This window comes from Marinococcus sp. LNHM3E3-2.2 (assembly GCF_056034385.1).
On sequence record NZ_JBQLIC010000001.1, the window covers coordinates 118166 to 135983 of the forward strand.

Genomic DNA, 17818 nt, shown 5'->3' on the forward strand with positions numbered 1-17818 from the left:
ATTCACTGGTTGAAATAATCTTTATCTTATAAGGAGGTGGGAATCATGGCAGTACCTTTTAGACGTACTTCTAAGACCCGTAAACGTATGCGCAGAGCTCATCATAAAGTAGCAGTACCAGGTATGGTAGAATGTGAACAATGTGGAGAGCAGAAACTATCTCACCGCGTGTGCAGAAATTGCGGTTCTTACAAAGGCGAAACAGTTGTAGAAAAGTAATAAAAAAAGCAGGGAGCCGGAGACGGCGTCCTGCTTTTTTTATATAAGCACTGAGGAATCGGATATTACGACTCAGTATCGGAAAGAGGTGGTTCGGCAGTTAATTCTTCTGCTTTTTGCGGCTGTACCCCTTTTGGATACCATACGTATGGATTTTCACCACGATCTCTGACCGGGTTGTATTCTGCGGGTTCAAAGCCCATTTTCAGCCAGAAATCATCCGAACGCTGACGTGCGTTTGTTTTCACCGGCAGTTCAAAGCTTTTTGCATAGTTGACAAGCTCCTCCCCAAAACCGCGTCCCCGGTAAGGCTCGAGTACTTCGAGTTTCCAAAGCTCAAGATAGTCCTGGGGAGGGTCAAAGAAGCGGTCGTATTTGCCGGTAATTGTATATAAACACATACGTGCAACCAGCCGGTCTCCAAAATAAATGCCGTAAAATGGAGAACGGCTGTCGTTTTCCATAATGTTTTCTTCGAGCTCTTCCTGCATGGAAAGCTCCTGAGCGCCAACTTCTTTAAAGTTTTGAAATTCTTCTAATGTCTTGTAGTTTATGAGTAATGGTACAACTTCTATTCCGCTCATGCGATTGGCCTCCTTCACTAATAACTTCCAACTTCATTATACACGAAAACGTTTTAAATCGAAAAGTGAAAAGTCGGTGTCCCTGATCGTCCAATGCTACTAGTCCGGAGAGTAGAGATATGCTAAAATGCTTGAGACATCTAAAATTCATCAATAATATTGATGTTTAATGTGATAGAGTTAAGAAAATGCGAGCAAACTGGATGAGGGAAAGTGACAAATATGCTACAGCAGATATATGGATGGTTAATGGAAGCAGCTCTGGCCTTTCCGCCGGCTTTTTGGTACATAGCCTATCTGGTCACGGCAAAATTAACGAAAAGAAAAACATACGCCTTCCGGGCTGCCTGTGATTCCACTACATTGTTGTTCATCGCTTCGGTGCACAGATGGTCAAGTGATCTGTGGAACGAATCCTACCTGTGGGTTATTTATTTAGTGATTCTGGCCAGTGCCATAGTGATATCCATCATTCATTATCATTCCCGGGAGGAGCTGGAATTTTTTCGGGTGCTGAAGGGCATATGGAGATGCAGCTTTTTTATATTTACGGCAGGGTATGTCCTGTTAGCCGGATACTGGGTGTATCTGCAGTTCACGGCATAGAACGGAGCAAGGCATAAAGGATGGTAGTTTGATATGAAAGTGCTGTACGATCAACCAATAGATAACAATCATTTTTTGCATGACTATCAAAAAGGACAACCCAGTGCCAGGCAGCTCTTTCATTACGCTGGAAATACACAGGGGGTGCAGGACCGGCTTCGTTATTTAGACGGCCGGTCTTTTGAACGCCAGCGTTTAAAGCAGCTTCTGCAGAAGTATAATGACAGCCTGCACTACGGGGGAAGGGCGGTTACAGCCCTCGAAAAACTTGAAAACGAAGAAACCGTCATTGTAGCCGGCGGCCAGCAGGCCGGGATGCTTACCGGTCCGTCTATGGTTATATCCAAGGCTGTATCGGTAATTAAGCTGGCAGAGCAAGAGCAAAAGAGGCTGGAGCGTCCAGTGCTTCCTTTGTTTTGGATCGCGGGCGAGGACCATGACTGGGAGGAAGTAAACCATGTCAATTTTCCGGTCGAAGGACATCTCGGTAAAACAAGATTTGAGGGTAATTTTCTGCCGAATGTACCTGTCTCGGAACAGCCGTTTGATCCAGAGGAAGCGCAAGCATTTGTGGAAGAGGCCTTTTCAAAGATCCGGGAGACTTCGCTTACAAATGAATTAAGAAACGAAGTGAATGAACTGGTGCGTGGTTCAGCATCCTGGTCCCAGTTTTTCGCAGAAATGATGCGCTGGCTGTTTAAAGATACGGATCTCATTATGATGGACCCGCAGCAGCCGGAATGGAGAGAACTGGGAGCGCCATTGTTTCAAAGCCTGCTCTCTGTACCGGAAAAAATAAATGAAGCTGTTTACCAGGGCTCAGCTGAAAGGGCGGCAGCGGGATACGGAGCTGTCGAAGGCATTAATTTTGACAGCGGCCACCTGTTTTTTCATATAAATCATGTGCGGCACCTGCTTGAATATAAAGGCGGGGCCTGGCGGAGCCGGAGATCAGGAGAAACAATCGAAACGGGGGAATTACTGGAAGAAGCAGTACACGCCCCCTTTCGTTTCAGTACTGATGTAGTGACCCGGCCGCTGATGCAGGAGCAGATGCTTCCGATTCTTCATTTCGTGGCAGGCCCGGGGGAAATACAGTACTGGTCTCTTTTAAAGCCATTGTTTGAAGCATTGGGTTTGCGGGTGCCGATTGTACAAAAGCGCATGGAAATACATTATGCCACCCGGCAGGTACAGCAGGCAGCTGAAAAAGAACATATTCCCTTCAGGGAGCTGCTGAATTTGCCGGCACTCGAACAAAGGCTTCAGGAGATGAAACATGCTGCCCTTGAAGTGGATGGCAAAGCCAAAGCGGAACAGGTAATGGAAGAAATGAAAGAAGCGCATGCCGCTCTTGCTGACGCATGGATTCGGCAGTTTCCTTCACAGGAAAGTTTTGCAGAAGAGAACTGGCGGAGGATTGAAAAAGAAGTCCGTTATCTAGGCGACCGGCTGGATGCGGAACAGGAGCGTACCGTTCAGGTTCACGTACGGCGGCTCGAATTGATTATCGGTCAGCTCTACCCGCGCCGGGAGCCGGCGGAACGGCAGGTGAACATTTTGTTTATGCTGAATGAATTCGGCGGCTGTCTTCCATCACAGGTTTTAGCTGGAACAGAGTGGAAAAGCGGCCGGCAGAACATTATATTACTGTAGCATCTTCGTGCTGATTTATACGATATCCGGCTGAAAGCTTCCCGAAATAGCGGGAAGTTTTTTTTGTCAAAAAAATTTTCCGGAAAAAGTGGTACAAAGTGGGGGAATGTGGTAACTTAAATGTATGGAGTGGTGAAAGGTTGGGTCCATATGTTTATGGGAGAATATCAACATAATATGGACGACAAAGGAAGAATTATTATACCATCCCGTTTTCGGGAGAAGTTGGGAGATTCTTTCGTCGTTACCCGTGGTCTGGATGGATGCTTGTTTGTTTATCCGTATGACGAATGGGAACGAATTGAAACCAAATTAAAAGCTTTGCCTTTCACAAAAAAAGACGCAAGGGCATTCACCCGTTTTTTCTTTTCAGGAGCATCTGAATGTGAACTTGATAAGCAGGGACGTTCGATGATTCCTACCACCCTCCGCCAATATGCAGAATTAAAAAAAGAATGTATGATCATCGGGGTAAGCAGCCGAGTAGAAATATGGGATAAACACAAATGGGACGAATATTACGCAGAATCAGAAGAAGTATTTCCGGATATTGCAGAGAACATGGCCGATTTGGATTTTTAAAGTAGCATCAAACACATTTTTGCCGGAGGAATAGAAGTGCCGCCACAATTTGAGCATGAAACCGTATTGAAGGAAGCAGCAGTCCAGGGACTAAACATTCAGCCGCACGGTGTGTATGTTGATTGTACCCTCGGCGGCGGCGGACACAGTGAAGAAATTATGAAACAGCTGTCTGCTGAAGGTTTTTTAATTGCCTTTGACCAGGATGAGGAAGCGATTGAGCATGCCCAGCAGCGGCTTCGCGCTCATGGAGAAAATTTCAGGATCGTACATAGCAATTTCCAGTTTTTAAAGGAAGAACTGCTTGAGCTTCAAGCCGGGCAGGTAAACGGGATATTATTCGATCTTGGAGTTTCATCGCCGCAGTTTGATCGTCCGGAAAGAGGGTTCAGCTACCGCTACAATGCTCCTCTTGATATGAGAATGGACAGGCACCGGCAGGATCGTACAGCAGCACACATCGTCAATGAAGCACCTTTTCAGGAAATCTGGCAGATTCTTTCGGAATACGGGGAAGAACGTTTTTCAAAGCAGATTGCCAGAAAAATCGAAAAAGCGCGTGAAGACCATCGTATTGAAACGACGGAAGAACTAGTGGAAATCATCAAAAGTGCAATACCTGCACCGGCCAGGAGAAAAGGCGGGCATCCGGCGAAGCGGACTTTTCAGGCTTTGCGAATTGCTGTAAATAATGAACTTGATGTGTTCAAAGAAGCGCTCGACGATGCGCTGACAATGTTAGCGCCGGGCGGAAGATTGTGCGTAATAACATTTCATTCGTTAGAAGACAGAATTTGTAAAAAGTTGTTTAAACAGAAAAGTTCTCCACCTCCGCTTCCGAAGGGACTCCCGGTCGTGCCCGATGAAGCAGAACCAGATTTTAACCTGGTGACAAAGAAACCGATCCTGCCATCAGAAGATGAACTGACGCAAAATCCAAGGGCGGCTTCCGCGAAGCTTCGAATCATCGAAAAACGCGAGGAGGGGAAACAATAATGGAGAATTTGGCACAGCAGATTAAACGCCAGCAGGAAGACAAGCAAATAGTACATAAAAAAGTCCAGTACCATGTTCGTGGTGGTATTACTAAGGGTGAAAAACTGATTATGACGGCCGTCATAATAGGGATTTTAATCGCATCCTTTTTCATCGTTTCGAACTTTGCTACGATACACGCCCAGGACCAGCAAATAGACCAGACTGCCACACAGATTCAGGAGCAGCAGCAGGTGAATCAAAACCTTGAGCTGCAGGTGGCTGAACTTAGTTCACCGGAGCGTATCATGGACTACGCGAAAAATGAACTGGGTATGGAAATGAAGGATGAAAATATTCAAGTCGTAAACGGAACAGAACAGAACTGATGCAGAAGGGAGGGGAATCCGTGGAAACGCGGTAGTACTGCTCCCTTCTTGCAAGTTAACCTACGCCCCGTTACATGTAAAAATCCAGGTGGTGAACGTTCTCAGCATGAAGAAATTGAAAAGTACGAAAGTACGGGCGCTTTTATTGGTTATTGCTGTAGCTGTTTTTTTTCTCGTATTCACCGGCCGCATGGTGTATATCCAGGTAGGGAAATCAGTAGAGGGCAATGACCTTGCAAGTATGGCAGACTCAAGGTATACGTCGACCGAAACCGTTGAGGCAAAACGGGGCACTATTTACGATAAGCAGGGAGAGCCGCTGGCAGAACAGGTGCCTTCCTATTCTGTGTATGCAGTACTTGATGAATCCTACGATGACCATGTGAAAAACCCGGGCAGGGTAGCAAGAGAGCTTGGACCGCTGATCGGAATGGAAGCGGCAGACCTCGAGGACATGCTCGAACGTGACCAGTACCAGGTGGAACTCGGTTCCGGCAGCAAATACTTAACGCTGTCTGAAAGAGAAGAAATCGAACAGCTTGATCTGGCAGGCATCCATTTTCGAGAGGAGCCGAGCCGCTATTACCCGAACCAGACGTTTGCAAGCCATGTGCTTGGCTACACGAACCGGGACATGTCAGAAGCACAGATGGGACTCGAAGCCGGTTTGAATGAAGAATTAACTGGCGAAGACGGGACAAAAACAGAATCTGAAGAAAACGCTCTTCTTGATGAAGAAGAAACAACAACAAACACGGCCAAAGACGGTGAAGACGTTTATCTGACCCTGGACGGCAATATTCAGAGCGTGCTTGAGCAGTCGATGTCTGAGGTGGAAGAAAGCTATAGCCCGAACAAAATGATGGGTATTGTGGCTGACGCAGACAGCGGGGAAATTCTCGGGATGAGCAACCGGCCGAGCTTCAATCCGAATGAATATGAAGAAATTGAAAACTATACCAACTATGCGGTTTCCGACCAGTTTGAACCCGGGTCGACGATTAAAATGTTTACTCTGGCTGCTGCGATCGACGAAGGAGTATATGAAGGCAAAGATACTTATGAGTCCGGCACCTATGAGGTCTCCGGGGAAACGATCCGGGACCACAACAACGGAGAAGGCTGGGGAGAAATCACGTACAATGAAGGCCTCCGTCGTTCCTCAAACGTAGCATTTATGAGAATAGCTCTGGAAATCCTGCCGGAAGGAGCTTTATTTGATTACCTGGAGAAATTCGGATTCGGACAGGAAACCGGTATTGATCTCCCGAATGAAGCGGACGGGGCGTTAGCAGAAGAAACGCCGTTAAACGTAGGTATAACCGCGTTTGGCCAGGCTTCCACGGTCACCCCTATTCAAATGATTCAGGGCGCTACGGCGATTGCCAATGACGGAGAAATGATGCAGCCTTACGTCATCGACCGTATTGAAAATCCGAATAACAATGAAACGACGTACCAATCCGAGCCGAAGTCGGCCGGTACGCCGATTAGTAAGAAAGCCGCCCGCCAGACAAGAGAAAAGCTTCAAACCGTTATTGAAGGAGAAAACGGTACAGGCGCTCCTTATCAGATTGACGGTGTGGAAGTTGCAGGGAAAACAGGAACGGCTCAGATCTCTGACCCGGAGGGGGGAGGCTATCTGAGCGGAGAAAACCAGAATATCTTTTCTTTCATCGGCATGGCGCCGGTGGATGACCCGGAAATTATTGTCTACGTTGTCGTGGACCGGCCGGAGCTTGAGCCGACAGAAACAGGCTCCGATGCCGTGAGCGCTATTTTTAATCCGGTGATGCAGCAGAGCCTTTCATACATGAATCTTACGCCTTCAGATGTTGAGGATACAGAAGCCTATGAAGAGTCGGGTATTAAGTTTGAAGACTATACCGGAAAATCAGTGAATAAAGCTGAAAACGCCGCTAAGAATGCGGGGCTGGAGCCAGTGAAAATTGGCAGCGGCAATCAGGTGGAAAGTCAGATTCCTACAAATACGGAACGGCTGATCGTAGGTGAAAAAGTAATTTTCCTCACGAACGGACAAAAAAGTATTCCTGACGTCAGCGGATGGTCCCTGCGGGAAATCCAGCGGCTCGAGGCGCTGCTTGAAATCGATATAGACACCAGTGGCTCCGGCTATGTCAGCTCCCAGTCGGTAGATCCCGGCACAGCCGTCAGTGCTGCCGGCAATATGGAAGTCGAGCTGGTGGCACCGGACGAATTGCAGGACACTCAGGCAGAGCAGGAGGAACCGGAAGAAAATAGCGTGGAAAATGAAAATGGGGAAGAGCGTCCGGAAGAGGCCGAAACAGAGGAATCTGAACCCCAGGAAAATGATACCCAGGAAAGCTCTGGCGAAGAGCAGCCAGAAGAAAGTGAAGCGCCGGTAGAAAATTAATGACGATTGTCCCATGACATGTTTTATCGTTCACATTAGAATGAGTGAGGTGTACGCAGAGAGTGAATATAGTTCTCTGCGTGCATGTTCATTAAAAGACAGCCGGGAAGGACGAAGCATATTTTTTCTATAATTAGTGGTAAACACTTGCTCCGGATAGAAAAGAGGCACGGAAATGAAATATATAACAGACATCATTCCAAGTATAATGGTGCGGCTTGAGCGCGAAGACAAAGAAATAGAAAGCTTACATATGGATTCCAGGGGAGTGACCCCAAATGGTCTGTTTTTTTGTATTGAAGGAACCCAGGTAGACGGCCATGATTTTGCCGCCGACGCAGTAAGCAACGGAGCGGCGGCTGTGATAGCCGAACGGCACGTGGACGTTGAAGCTCCTGTGTGGATCGTGAAGGATACGCAGAAGGTAATGGCCTACGCAGCGGATCATTTCTACGAACATCCCACAAAGGATGTTCGCATAATCGGTATTACCGGTACAAATGGTAAAACCACCACCAGCCATTTAGTTGAATCTATCCTGCACGAAGAGCAGGCAAAGACAGGCTTAATCGGCACTATGTATGCAAAAATCGGAAATGAATCCGTGAAGACTAATAACACAACGCCTGAATCCCTGGAGCTGCAGCAGCTGTTTGCGGATATGCGCGATAAAGAAGTGAAAAGCTGTGTGATGGAGGTTTCGTCTCACGCACTGCAGATGGGGCGCGTACGGGGCGTCCAGTTCCGTACAGCAGTCTTTACGAACCTTTCACAGGATCATCTGGACTATCATGGATCGATGGAAAGCTACAGGAACGCTAAAAGCCTCCTGTTTTCCCAGCTGGGCAACAGCTTTGCAGGAGAGCTGGGCACTGCGGTTTTAAATGGAGACGACGAAGCCTCCGATTACTTTCAGGCTGTAACGACAGCCCCGGTACTTACTTATGGGATCAGTGACCATAACGACATCTATGCTGAAAACATAAAAACCACCGGCGGCAAAACATCGTTTACGCTGAATACTCCGTGGGGAAGCACGGAGGTGGAGTATCCGCTGCTTGGAAGGTTCAATGTATACAATGCGCTCGCAGCCATTACGGCCTGCATTGCAGAAAACGTTTCTGTCACAAGCATCGTTGACGGTCTAAAAAATGCTCCGGTCGTAAGCGGGAGATTTGAAGCTGTAGAAGCAGGGCAGAAAAGCACCATTGTCGTTGATTACGCCCATACTCCAGGCGGGCTGGAAAATGTAGCTCAAACAGCCTTTGATATGACCGAAGGACGTCTCTACACCGTGGTAGGATGCGGCGGAGACAGAGACAAAGAAAAAAGGCCGAAAATGGCAGCTGCAGCAGAAAAGTTCAGTGATCTGGTGATTCTCACCTCCGACAACCCGCGCTCGGAAGACCCGGTCAAAATATTGGAGCAGATGGAAGCAGGTTTTACTGGGACAAAATACGAAATTATTGAGGACCGCCGGACGGCGATTGAGCGTGCCGTATTTCTTGCAGATGCCGGGGACACAGTACTTGTTGCAGGCAAAGGCCACGAGACGTACCAGATAATAGGGGATCAAACGTTGGAATTCGATGACCGCGAAGTGGCAAAAGAGGCGGTCAGGAAAAAAAATAATAAACAGGCTTAGTGTTTCATACTGAAAGGAGCTCCCTTGATGGGTTTTGCAGCTTTAATAGTAACGATAGTTTCATTTATTCTATGTGCGATTTCAGCACCGGTTCTTATTCCAGCCTTGAAACGGCTGAAATTTGGCCAGAGTATCCGGGAAACGGGGCCGGAATCGCATCAGAAAAAAGGCGGTACGCCAACAATGGGGGGCGTAATGATTATTGCCGGCCTTTTGATTACTGCTCTCATCGTACTGCCGCTTTTTGTCGGCTACACAACGGAAATATGGCTGCTCCTGCTTGTAACAGTAGGCTTCGGAATACTTGGGTTTTTGGACGATTTCATTAAAATTGCCATGAAACGAAATCTCGGTCTTACGAGTATCCAGAAGCTGGTTGGTCAGATTGTTATTGCATTTATCTTTTTTATTGTTTTGTATAATGGCACATTTGACACGAGTGTAGCTGTGCCGGGAACGGAATGGTCACTCGAATTCGGATGGGCGTATTTCTTTCTTATCATTGTTATGCTCGTCGGCGCTTCCAATGCGGTGAATTTGACGGACGGCCTGGATGGACTGCTGGCCGGTACGGGAACAATGGCGTTTGCCGCTTATGCCCTGGTCGCTTTTTCGCTCGGGTATATGGACATCGGGCTGTTTGCTTTTGCGGTGGTGGGCAGCCTGCTCGGCTTTTTAATCTTCAATAAATACCCGGCCAAGATTTTCATGGGAGATACGGGCTCCCTGGCGCTCGGGGGCGCAATTGCTGCTGTAGCTATTTTAACGAAAACCGAACTGACGTTGATTGTGATTGGCCTCGTATTTGTTTTGGAGACGCTGAGCGTCATTATTCAGGTGATTTCTTACAAATTAAGAGGGAAAAAAGTATTTAAAATGAGCCCGGTTCATCACCATTTTGAACTGTCAGGCTGGTCGGAGTGGCAGGTCGTTGCTGCTTTTTGGGTGGTAGGAGCCGCCGCCGGACTGTCCGGGGTCGCATTAGAGGTGTTTTTATAATGGATCGCTTAGAAGAATATAAAGGAAAAAAAGTACTTATCGTAGGTTTGGCTAAAAGTGGATTAGCGGCAGCGAAGCTGATGCACCGTTCTGGAGCGGAGGTGACCGTGAATGACGGAACGGAAGCGGAAGAAGGAGACGAAAAGATTCAGGAGCTTGAGAATCTCGGCATTCGGCTGATTACAGGAAGCCATCCGGTCTCCCTGCTCGAAGAATCGTTTTCGGTCATTGTTAAAAATCCGGGTATTCCCTACCATCATCCTTTTATCAAAAAAGCCCTGGAAAAACAATTTAATATTATTACGGAAATTGAGCTTGCCGCAGAACTATGTGAAGGGACGATGATGGCTATCACCGGCTCGAACGGTAAGACCACCACTACCTCATTGATACAGTCTATTTTCAAAAATGACCACAGAGAAGCCGCTGTAGCTGGTAATATTGGAAATGTGGCATGTGAAGTAGCTCCTCAGATTAAAAAAGACCAGATCATGGTTACAGAGGTTTCGAGCTTTCAGTTGAAAGGGACACGCCAGTTCCGCCCGAAGGTTGGAGTGCTGTTAAACCTCTTCGATGCCCATCTGGATTACCATGGCTCGCGGAACGACTACGAGCACTCAAAAGCAAAGCTTTTTCAAAACATGACCGCAGAAGATACTGCCGTCTACAATTATGATCAAAAAGAGGTAAAACGAATTGCTGAAAGCTCAGACGCCGCACTTGTGCCATTTTCCACAGAGTCTGTCTGTGAAAACGGCGCCTATATTAAGGAAGGCATGTTTTATTATAAAACAGAGCCGGTGATGGCTGTGGAGCGTGCTTCTCTTCCCGGAGCGCATAACAAGGAAAATATGCTGGCAGCGATTGCTGCAGCTAAAGTACTTGGCGCATCCAACAAAGCCATCGATTTGGCATTATCCGACTTCCACGGCATCGAGCACCGGCTTCAATTCAGCGGAATTGTGAACGGGCGCAAAATTTACAACGATTCAAAAGCGACAAACATGCTCTCCACCCAAAAGGCGATCGAAGCTTTTGAAGAGCCGGTGGTGCTTTTAGCCGGAGGACTTGACCGTGGAAACACCTTCGATGATTTGATTGAGTCTTTTCGGAAAATCAAAGCCATCGTTGCTTACGGCGAGACGCGGGACAAACTGGCGGCGTCTGCTCAGGAAGCAGGGGTAAATGAAATCCACCGCACAGAATTTTTGGAAGATGCTGTAGATACAAGCTTTCAGCTTTCTGAAAGCGGGGATGTGCTGCTGCTCTCTCCTGCCTGTGCAAGCTGGGATCAGTTCCGGACGTTTGAAGAACGGGGCCGGAAGTTTATGGAATATGTAGAAAAGTATAAATGATATGGGGTGCAGTTTTGCTCCACTCCTGAAGCTACCTTTAAAAGGTGGTTTCAGGAATGGATCGAATGATGCATTCTTTAAAAAGAAAGTATACAAAAACAAACAAAAAATGTAATGGAATCCAGGGAGCCTGAAATAAACAATTGAATAAACAGGAGGGGATCGTATGGGACAAGAGGCGGAATCAGCATGGAACTTCGAAGACTTTGGCAAAGTACTGAAAGATGAACCACTGGCGAAGCATACGACTTGGAAAATCGGTGGGCCGGCGGACTGGCTGGTGGAGCCGACAAGCGTGGAAGAACTGGAAAACGCCATGAAATGGATTCAGGAGGAAAACCTTCCATGGCGTGCCATCGGCCGTGGATCAAATCTGCTGGTGGATGATGAGGGGATTGAAGGCGTAGTAATAAAATTTGGCACGAAGCTTGCCAATATGGAAAACGATAACGGTATAGTCACGGTGGAAGCGGGCTATCCATTAGTCCGGCTAGCTACGATTTTAAGCCGGGACGGATACGGAGGCATGGAGTTTGCCGGGGGCATTCCGGGGAGTGTCGGTGGCGCAGTATTTATGAATGCAGGCGCCCACGGCTCTGACATGTCAAAGGTGTTAATAGAAGCGTTAATTTTATTTCCGGATGGAACAATGGAATGGATTCCTAATGAAGAAATGGGATTTGCTTACCGCACCTCCAGGCTCCAGTCGGATAAAGGGATATGTGTTGCTGCCAGGCTCAAGCTTGAGCAGGGGGAAAAAGACGTCATCTTTAAAGAAATGCAGGAATACAAACAGTACAGAAGAGAGACGCAGCCCTGGGCGCACCCCTGTGCCGGCAGTGTGTTCCGGAATCCTCTGCCTGACCACGCCGGTGAGCTTATAGAAAACCTCGGGTTAAAAGGTCACGTGATTGGCGGGGCGCAGATATCAGAGCTTCATGCAAACTTTATTGTTAACACAGGGGAAGCCAAAGCATCTGATGTGCTGGCATTAATTGAAAAAGCCCGTTCCTCCGTGAAAGAAGCTTACGGCATTGAGCTTGAAACCGAAGTGGAAATTGTAAACAAAAGATCAGCCGACAGCTGATAAGCGGGGAAACAGAGGAGGACTGCGGTGTGAGAAAGCCGAATGATGGCAAACTGGTCTCGCTCGAAGAGCATCACCCCAGTTTAAAGGAGCAGCGCCGGCAAAAATCGCGGCGCCGGCTGTTTATCTATCTGGCTGTATTTTTTGTATTGATCGGACTGGTTATCTATTTTCAATCTCCGTTAAGTCATATCCGCAGTATTGAAGCGAGCGGAGCCCAATTCACAGAAAAACAGGTTATTAAAGAAGAAAGCGGGGCCCAGATCGGAACAAATATCTGGGAAATGGACAGAAGCGTGATTAAAAATAATGTAGAGAAGCTGCCGGAAATTCAAGAAGCAGAGGTGACGAGGTCGTGGCCGGCGACGGTAAACATTGAGGTTACTGAGTATGAAAAAGTTGCTTATACACAGGTTGAAGGCGCTTATGCCCCGGTGCTTGAGAACGGCTACGAGCTTACAGATAACGTAAGCAGCGAACTTCCGGCAGATGCGCCGCTTCTGCAGAATTTTGAGAAAGAAGAAAGACTTGAAGCGTTCGCAGAGGAACTTGGGAATTTAGGTGAAGGGGTGACCAACCGGATTTCAGAAGTATATTTCGATCCTTCTGAAAATGAGGAGGATAATATCACTCTTTACATGAACGACGGTCTTGAGGTCCGCAGTTCTGTATCTGGATTCTCGGAGTATATGGGCTCGTATCCATCCATTGCAAGAAATATTGATCCCAGCCAAAACGGGGTGCTTTATATGATGAGGGCGCCTTATTTTGAAGCAGCAGAGCCGGAGGAAGGCTCTGGGGAAGAAATGGAAGGCACGCAGGAAATGCCTGAGGAAAGCTTCATTGAAGGAAATGATACTCCTGAAGGGGCAGAAAACGGAACTTCTGATACAGAAGAAAACGATAGCGCCAATGGAACTGACCAATAAAAGAATGAATATTGTTTGAAAATTGCCTTTTCCATTGAAGATAGTTGTTGTAGACTGAAAAGAAGGCGTATTTTTCTTAACCTAAACAAAAATACTGCCGCATATTATTAATGGAAGCGCAACCGGAAAAATTCTGGTGCGTATGGAAATATAAAGCACAAAACAACTGTAAAACCGAAACGAAAATAGATCTATAAGGGGGTGCCCAACCTTGAACAGTGAAAATTTGTATGTCAGTCTTGATGTCGGCACATCGTCTGTCCGAGCGATTATCGGAGATATGAGCGGTGGTGCCTTGAAAATTATCGGAGTCGGCCGGGCGCCGTCTATCGGCATGAGAAAAGGTGCGATCGTCGATATCGATGAAACGGTTAAAGCGATTAAAGAGGCCGTGGACCAGGCGGAACGAATGGTTGATTTAGAAGTAAAGCAGGTCATTGTAGGAATTAATGGTAATCAGGTGGAAATGCGGGCGTGTAATGGAATAGTGGCCGTATCAAGCACCGATCGTGAAATTCAGGATGAGGATGTAGAAAGAGTAATCGATGCGGCACATGTGATGAGTATTCCTCCCGACAGAGAAATTATTGATATTATTCCAGCCCAGTTTATTGTAGACGGAATGGATGGAATTAAAGATCCGCGCGGCATGCTCGGTACTCGTCTGGAGATGGAAGGCACTATTATTACAGGAGCTAAAACCGCTTTACATAACCTACTACGCTGTGTGGAGCGAGCAGGACTGGAAATTGCAGACATTGTTCTTCAGCCGTTGGCTTCAGGGAGTGTAGCTGTTTCAAAGGACGAGCGTTCTCTTGGAGTAGCCTTAATTGATATTGGCGGCGGCTCGACAACGGTCTCTGTATTCCAGGAAGGCCAGCTGCAGACAATGTCCTTTCTTCCGATTGGCGGCAGCCATATATCAAATGATATTTCTGTCGGTATCAGAACGACCGCTGAAGAGGCCGAGCGCCTGAAGCTTGAGCATGGTCATGCCTTTATTGATGATGCTTCTGATGATTTGTCATTCTCCATTCAGACGCTTGGAAATAATGATCAGAAAAAATTCACGCAGCTCGAACTGGCAGAAATTATTGAACCGAGAATGGAAGAGATTCTTACATTAGTGCAGCAGGAAATCAACCGCATGGGTTATCATGATCTTCCGGGCGGGTATGTATTAACCGGAGGTGCGGTCATGATGCCGGGGACGCTCGAGCTTGCCCAGGACATTTGGAAGCAGCACGTCCGTCTGGCAATGCCGGACTACATCGGCGTACGTGAACCTACGTATACAGCCAGTATCGGCTTGATTGAATTTGCATATAAAAGCATGAAGGTTCATAGTGGAGAGGAGTCCGTTGTAGCAGCGGGCCGCTCTGAGAAGTATGCAGAATCAGACCGCCCGGCTTCAGCAGGAGAAGCTAATTACCGTAATGGTTCAAACACGCGCCAGCAAAACCGGACGAAAGAAAAAGATCCGGAGGAGCCTGGATTTAAAGAGCGTATGCGAAGCGTATTTAAATCTTTCTTTGAATAAGTAACGAAGGATAAAACGACTATATAGGAGGACCACATATGTTGGAATTTGAAATGGATATGGACCAGCTAGCCCAGATTAAAGTCATCGGTGTCGGCGGTGGCGGTTCGAACGCTGTGAACCGTATGATTGAGAACGGTTTACAGGGAGTAGAATTTATTGCGGTAAACACAGACGCCCAGGCGCTGAAATTATCAGAAGCAGAAACAAAGCTTCAATTAGGCGGAAAGCTAACAAGAGGCCTGGGGGCTGGAGCGAACCCCGAAATTGGTAAAAAAGCTGCAGAAGAAAGCAAAGAGCAGCTCGAAGAAGCGCTGACCGGTGCTGATATGGTATTTATTACAGCCGGTATGGGCGGCGGCACAGGCACAGGTGCTGCTCCCGTTATTGCTGAAGTAGCCAAAGAAATTGGGGCACTTACCGTAGGCGTCGTTACACGCCCGTTTACATTTGAAGGTAAAAAGCGTGCGGTGCAGTCCTCCAACGGAATTTCTTCTTTAAAGGAAAAAGTGGATACGCTGATTGTTATTCCAAACGACCGTCTGCTTGAAATTGTGGATAAAAGCACACCGATGCTTGAAGCGTTCCGTGAAGCGGATAATGTTCTTCGCCAGGGCGTCCAGGGCATTAGTGACCTGATCGCGGTACCAGGGCTTATTAACCTTGACTTTGCCGACGTAAAAACGATCATGAGCGAAAAAGGATCTGCGTTGATGGGTATTGGTATATCCACCGGAGAAAACCGTGCTGTGGAAGCGGCGAAAAAAGCCATATCAAGTCCGCTTCTTGAAACGTCCGTGGAGGGCGCTCAGGGCGTGCTGATGAACATTACCGGCGGATCCAACCTGAGCCTGTTTGAAGTGCACGAAGCAGCTGAGATCGTATCTGAAGCGTCGGACACGGATGTTAATATGATCTTTGGCTCGGTTATTAACGAGAACCTGAAAGACGAAATCGTAGTTACAGTAATTGCTACAGGGTTTCAGGATAGTGAGGATCAGCGGAGTGCGCAGGGGACGCGCGGCGGAGGCCGCCAGACTGTTTCCCGTCAGCAGCCGACAAGACAGCAGGCGCCGCAGCAGCCACAGCAGCCTGCGCCTCAGCAGGATTGGAAGGAAGAGCCTGTATCTGAAAACGAACCGTCCAGAGATGGACAGGAAGAAGATGAAGGACTCGATATTCCAACGTTCCTGCGCAACCGGCGCCGTCGTTAAGCGCGGGCAGGCGATAGAAGAAAAAAGCGGGCCGGATACGGCCCGCTTTTCTTCGCTAAGGCTGAGGTAATCTATATGAAGCCGTATAATTGATCAATAAGCAGAAGGGTCGTGATGGCATGCAGCCTGAGCCGTTTCACCTTTTAACAAACGGCATTCTCGAGCTGGAAATGAACAGCAAAGCAGTGGCCGCCGGCTTTACCACAAGAGTAAACGGTTCGGGAAAGCCTCCCTACGAGAGTCGTAACACAGCTTTTCATGTAGGGGAAGACAGGAATATAACGATAAACAACCGTATGATCACTGCCGAACATATCGGGCGGCCCCTTTCTACCTGGACTGCTGAAGAACAGGTGCACGGCAGCCGTATCGTAGAAGTCGGCCGCAATGACGCCGGCAAAGGAAGTGAGCAGAGGGAAACCTCTGTGGCAGAAGCTGACGGCATGATTACCCAATCAAAGGAAGTAACGCTTGTCAGTTTTTATGCTGACTGCGTTCCTCTGTTCTTTTATGCAGAAAACTCCGGGGTTGCAGGGCTCGCCCACGCAGGATGGAAAGGCACTGCAGCTGGCATCGGAGCTGGAATGATCCGGGCTTTTGCAGATAAAGGCATCCCGCCTGAACAAATATATGCGGCGATTGGACCGGCTATATCCGGAGCTAATTATGAAGTGGATGAAACAGTTCTCTCAGCGCTTAAGAATCAACAGGATTTTTCCAGCGGAAAGCCGTGGGTCCAAAAGGCAAACGGGCGGTACGCGCTTGATTTAAAAACAGCCAACAAACTCCTGCTTGAACAGGCAGGCCTGCCGCCTGAACGTATTGCTGTCAGCGGTTACTGTACTTATGCTGAAGAAAAACTGTTTTTCTCCCACCGTCGTGAGAACGGGAAAACTGGACGAATGATGAGTTATATCTATATTATATAGACAGGGAGGATGCTGCACTTTGAACACTGTGGAATCCAACTGGAAAGTGATAAAGCGTAACATCAGCCTCGCCTGTGAAACATCCGGCCGGGACCCGGAGGATGTGACATGCATTGCTGTTACAAAGTACGTGTCTCCGGAGCGGGCGGTAGAGGCAGTAGAAGCTGGAATAACCAATTTGGGGGAAAACCGTGTGGAAGGAGCTCTTGAAAAATACGAAGCTGTTTCCGGACGGGCGGATATTCATTTTATCGGCACCCTGCAGTCAAAAAAAGCGAAAAAGATTATCGGCAAGTGTGCATACATTCATTCGCTGGACCGCTGGAGCCTGGCAGAGGAAATCAATAAACGCTCTGGGGAAACAGTCACCGAATGCTTTGTGCAGGTGAATGTCTCCGGGGAAGAGAGCAAAGCAGGGCTTGGGCTTCAGGAAGTGGAGCCGTTTATCGAATCACTGGTGAAACTTCCCGGCCTTCGGATCGTAGGATTAATGACACTCGCTCCATTTGAAGAGGACGCTGAAAAAACCCGCCCGGTTTTTCGGCAGATGAATGAGATGCGCAGGCGTATCCAGGAAAAAAACTGGGCGCATGCTCCCTGCGGTTATTTGTCCATGGGAATGTCCAACGATTATATGGTAGCTGTTGAGGAAGGCGCTACTCATATTCGTCTCGGTACTTCGCTTGTAGGTGAATAAAAGAATCCGGCGTTAAG

Annotated in this window: 17 protein-coding genes; 16 read left to right on the forward strand and 1 reads right to left on the reverse strand. The window is 47.8% G+C overall.

The window, feature by feature from the left end:
* Nucleotides 1–45 precede the first annotated feature (45 nt).
* Complete coding sequence (gene rpmF / locus ACTRXF_RS00670; RefSeq protein ID WP_322524592.1) at nucleotides 46–219, forward strand: 50S ribosomal protein L32; 174 nt, start codon at nucleotides 46–48, stop codon at nucleotides 217–219.
* Nucleotides 220–284: 65 nt separating this feature from the next.
* Here rpmF and ACTRXF_RS00675 read toward each other — a convergent pair whose 3' ends face one another.
* Complete coding sequence (locus ACTRXF_RS00675) at nucleotides 285–803, reverse strand: N-acetyltransferase (protein ID WP_022792685.1); 519 nt, start codon at nucleotides 801–803, stop codon at nucleotides 285–287.
* 222 nt (nucleotides 804–1025) lie between these two features.
* Here ACTRXF_RS00675 and ACTRXF_RS00680 point away from each other — a divergent pair, with 222 nt between their 5' ends.
* From ACTRXF_RS00680 to ACTRXF_RS00750, 15 genes are all read left to right on the forward strand, one after another.
* On the forward strand, nucleotides 1026–1409 hold the full coding sequence (locus ACTRXF_RS00680) for a DUF3397 domain-containing protein (RefSeq protein ID WP_474277701.1): 384 nt from the start codon (nucleotides 1026–1028) through the stop codon (nucleotides 1407–1409).
* Nucleotides 1410–1442: 33 nt separating this feature from the next.
* Nucleotides 1443–3065 carry a bacillithiol biosynthesis cysteine-adding enzyme BshC gene (bshC, locus tag ACTRXF_RS00685; RefSeq protein ID WP_474277241.1) on the forward strand — a complete coding sequence of 541 codons (1623 nt, stop codon included), beginning with the start codon at nucleotides 1443–1445 and terminating at the stop codon, nucleotides 3063–3065.
* 150 nt (nucleotides 3066–3215) lie between these two features.
* On the forward strand, nucleotides 3216–3647 hold the full coding sequence (mraZ, locus tag ACTRXF_RS00690; RefSeq protein ID WP_022792688.1) for a division/cell wall cluster transcriptional repressor MraZ: 432 nt from the start codon (nucleotides 3216–3218) through the stop codon (nucleotides 3645–3647).
* A gap of 36 nt (nucleotides 3648–3683) precedes the next feature.
* Nucleotides 3684–4643, forward strand: a complete 960-nt coding sequence (gene rsmH, locus ACTRXF_RS00695) for a 16S rRNA (cytosine(1402)-N(4))-methyltransferase RsmH (RefSeq protein ID WP_462865208.1) — start codon at nucleotides 3684–3686, stop codon at nucleotides 4641–4643.
* The gene (gene ftsL / locus ACTRXF_RS00700; RefSeq protein WP_022792690.1) at nucleotides 4643–5011 is read left to right on the forward strand and encodes a cell division protein FtsL; all 369 of its coding nucleotides are present in this window, start codon (nucleotides 4643–4645) and stop codon (nucleotides 5009–5011) included. The genes rsmH and ftsL overlap by 1 nt, the downstream gene beginning before the upstream one ends.
* Nucleotides 5012–5117: 106 nt before the next feature.
* Nucleotides 5118–7406, forward strand: coding sequence for a penicillin-binding protein (locus ACTRXF_RS00705; RefSeq protein ID WP_474260374.1), 2289 nt, complete (start codon nucleotides 5118–5120; stop codon nucleotides 7404–7406).
* A gap of 175 nt (nucleotides 7407–7581) precedes the next feature.
* A complete protein-coding gene (locus tag ACTRXF_RS00710; RefSeq protein ID WP_474260376.1) occupies nucleotides 7582–9051 on the forward strand; it encodes a UDP-N-acetylmuramoyl-L-alanyl-D-glutamate--2,6-diaminopimelate ligase in 1470 nt (489 codons plus the stop codon).
* Between the two features lie 27 nt (nucleotides 9052–9078).
* A complete protein-coding gene (gene mraY, locus ACTRXF_RS00715) occupies nucleotides 9079–10050 on the forward strand; it encodes a phospho-N-acetylmuramoyl-pentapeptide-transferase (RefSeq protein ID WP_474277244.1) in 972 nt (323 codons plus the stop codon).
* A complete protein-coding gene (gene murD, locus ACTRXF_RS00720) occupies nucleotides 10050–11405 on the forward strand; it encodes a UDP-N-acetylmuramoyl-L-alanine--D-glutamate ligase (protein ID WP_474277246.1) in 1356 nt (451 codons plus the stop codon). The genes mraY and murD overlap by 1 nt, the downstream gene beginning before the upstream one ends.
* Nucleotides 11406–11571: 166 nt before the next feature.
* Nucleotides 11572–12492, forward strand: coding sequence for a UDP-N-acetylmuramate dehydrogenase (gene murB, locus ACTRXF_RS00725; RefSeq protein ID WP_474277248.1), 921 nt, complete (start codon nucleotides 11572–11574; stop codon nucleotides 12490–12492).
* A 29-nt stretch (nucleotides 12493–12521) separates the two neighbouring features.
* On the forward strand, nucleotides 12522–13421 hold the full coding sequence (locus ACTRXF_RS00730) for a cell division protein FtsQ/DivIB (protein ID WP_474260384.1): 900 nt from the start codon (nucleotides 12522–12524) through the stop codon (nucleotides 13419–13421).
* Nucleotides 13422–13632: 211 nt separating this feature from the next.
* Nucleotides 13633–14961 (forward strand): cell division protein FtsA, encoded by a 1329-nt coding sequence (gene ftsA, locus ACTRXF_RS00735; RefSeq protein WP_322524604.1) that lies wholly within the window; start codon nucleotides 13633–13635, stop codon nucleotides 14959–14961.
* 38 nt (nucleotides 14962–14999) lie between these two features.
* Nucleotides 15000–16175 carry a cell division protein FtsZ gene (gene ftsZ / locus ACTRXF_RS00740; RefSeq protein ID WP_091610216.1) on the forward strand — a complete coding sequence of 392 codons (1176 nt, stop codon included), beginning with the start codon at nucleotides 15000–15002 and terminating at the stop codon, nucleotides 16173–16175.
* An 89-nt stretch (nucleotides 16176–16264) separates the two neighbouring features.
* Nucleotides 16265–17104, forward strand: a complete 840-nt coding sequence (gene pgeF, locus ACTRXF_RS00745) for a peptidoglycan editing factor PgeF (RefSeq protein ID WP_474277250.1) — start codon at nucleotides 16265–16267, stop codon at nucleotides 17102–17104.
* A gap of 19 nt (nucleotides 17105–17123) precedes the next feature.
* Nucleotides 17124–17801, forward strand: coding sequence for a YggS family pyridoxal phosphate-dependent enzyme (locus ACTRXF_RS00750; RefSeq protein ID WP_474260388.1), 678 nt, complete (start codon nucleotides 17124–17126; stop codon nucleotides 17799–17801).
* Nucleotides 17802–17818: the final 17 nt, after the last annotated feature.

Excerpts from the sequence above, each read along its gene's own strand:
- rpmF (WP_322524592.1), top strand. The coding sequence starts at position 46 with ATGGCAGTACCTTTTAGACGTACTTCTAAGACCCGTAAACGTATGCGC.
- ACTRXF_RS00675 (WP_022792685.1), bottom strand. The coding sequence starts at position 803 with ATGAGCGGAATAGAAGTTGTACCATTACTCATAAACTACAAGACATTA.
- ACTRXF_RS00680 (WP_474277701.1), top strand. The coding sequence starts at position 1,026 with ATGCTACAGCAGATATATGGATGGTTAATGGAAGCAGCTCTGGCCTTT.
- bshC (WP_474277241.1), top strand. The coding sequence starts at position 1,443 with ATGAAAGTGCTGTACGATCAACCAATAGATAACAATCATTTTTTGCAT.
- mraZ (WP_022792688.1), top strand. The coding sequence starts at position 3,216 with ATGTTTATGGGAGAATATCAACATAATATGGACGACAAAGGAAGAATT.
- ftsL (WP_022792690.1), top strand. The coding sequence starts at position 4,643 with ATGGAGAATTTGGCACAGCAGATTAAACGCCAGCAGGAAGACAAGCAA.
- ACTRXF_RS00705 (WP_474260374.1), top strand. The coding sequence starts at position 5,118 with ATGAAGAAATTGAAAAGTACGAAAGTACGGGCGCTTTTATTGGTTATT.
- ACTRXF_RS00710 (WP_474260376.1), top strand. The coding sequence starts at position 7,582 with ATGAAATATATAACAGACATCATTCCAAGTATAATGGTGCGGCTTGAG.
- mraY (WP_474277244.1), top strand. The coding sequence starts at position 9,079 with ATGGGTTTTGCAGCTTTAATAGTAACGATAGTTTCATTTATTCTATGT.
- murD (WP_474277246.1), top strand. The coding sequence starts at position 10,050 with ATGGATCGCTTAGAAGAATATAAAGGAAAAAAAGTACTTATCGTAGGT.
- murB (WP_474277248.1), top strand. The coding sequence starts at position 11,572 with ATGGGACAAGAGGCGGAATCAGCATGGAACTTCGAAGACTTTGGCAAA.
- ftsZ (WP_091610216.1), top strand. The coding sequence starts at position 15,000 with ATGTTGGAATTTGAAATGGATATGGACCAGCTAGCCCAGATTAAAGTC.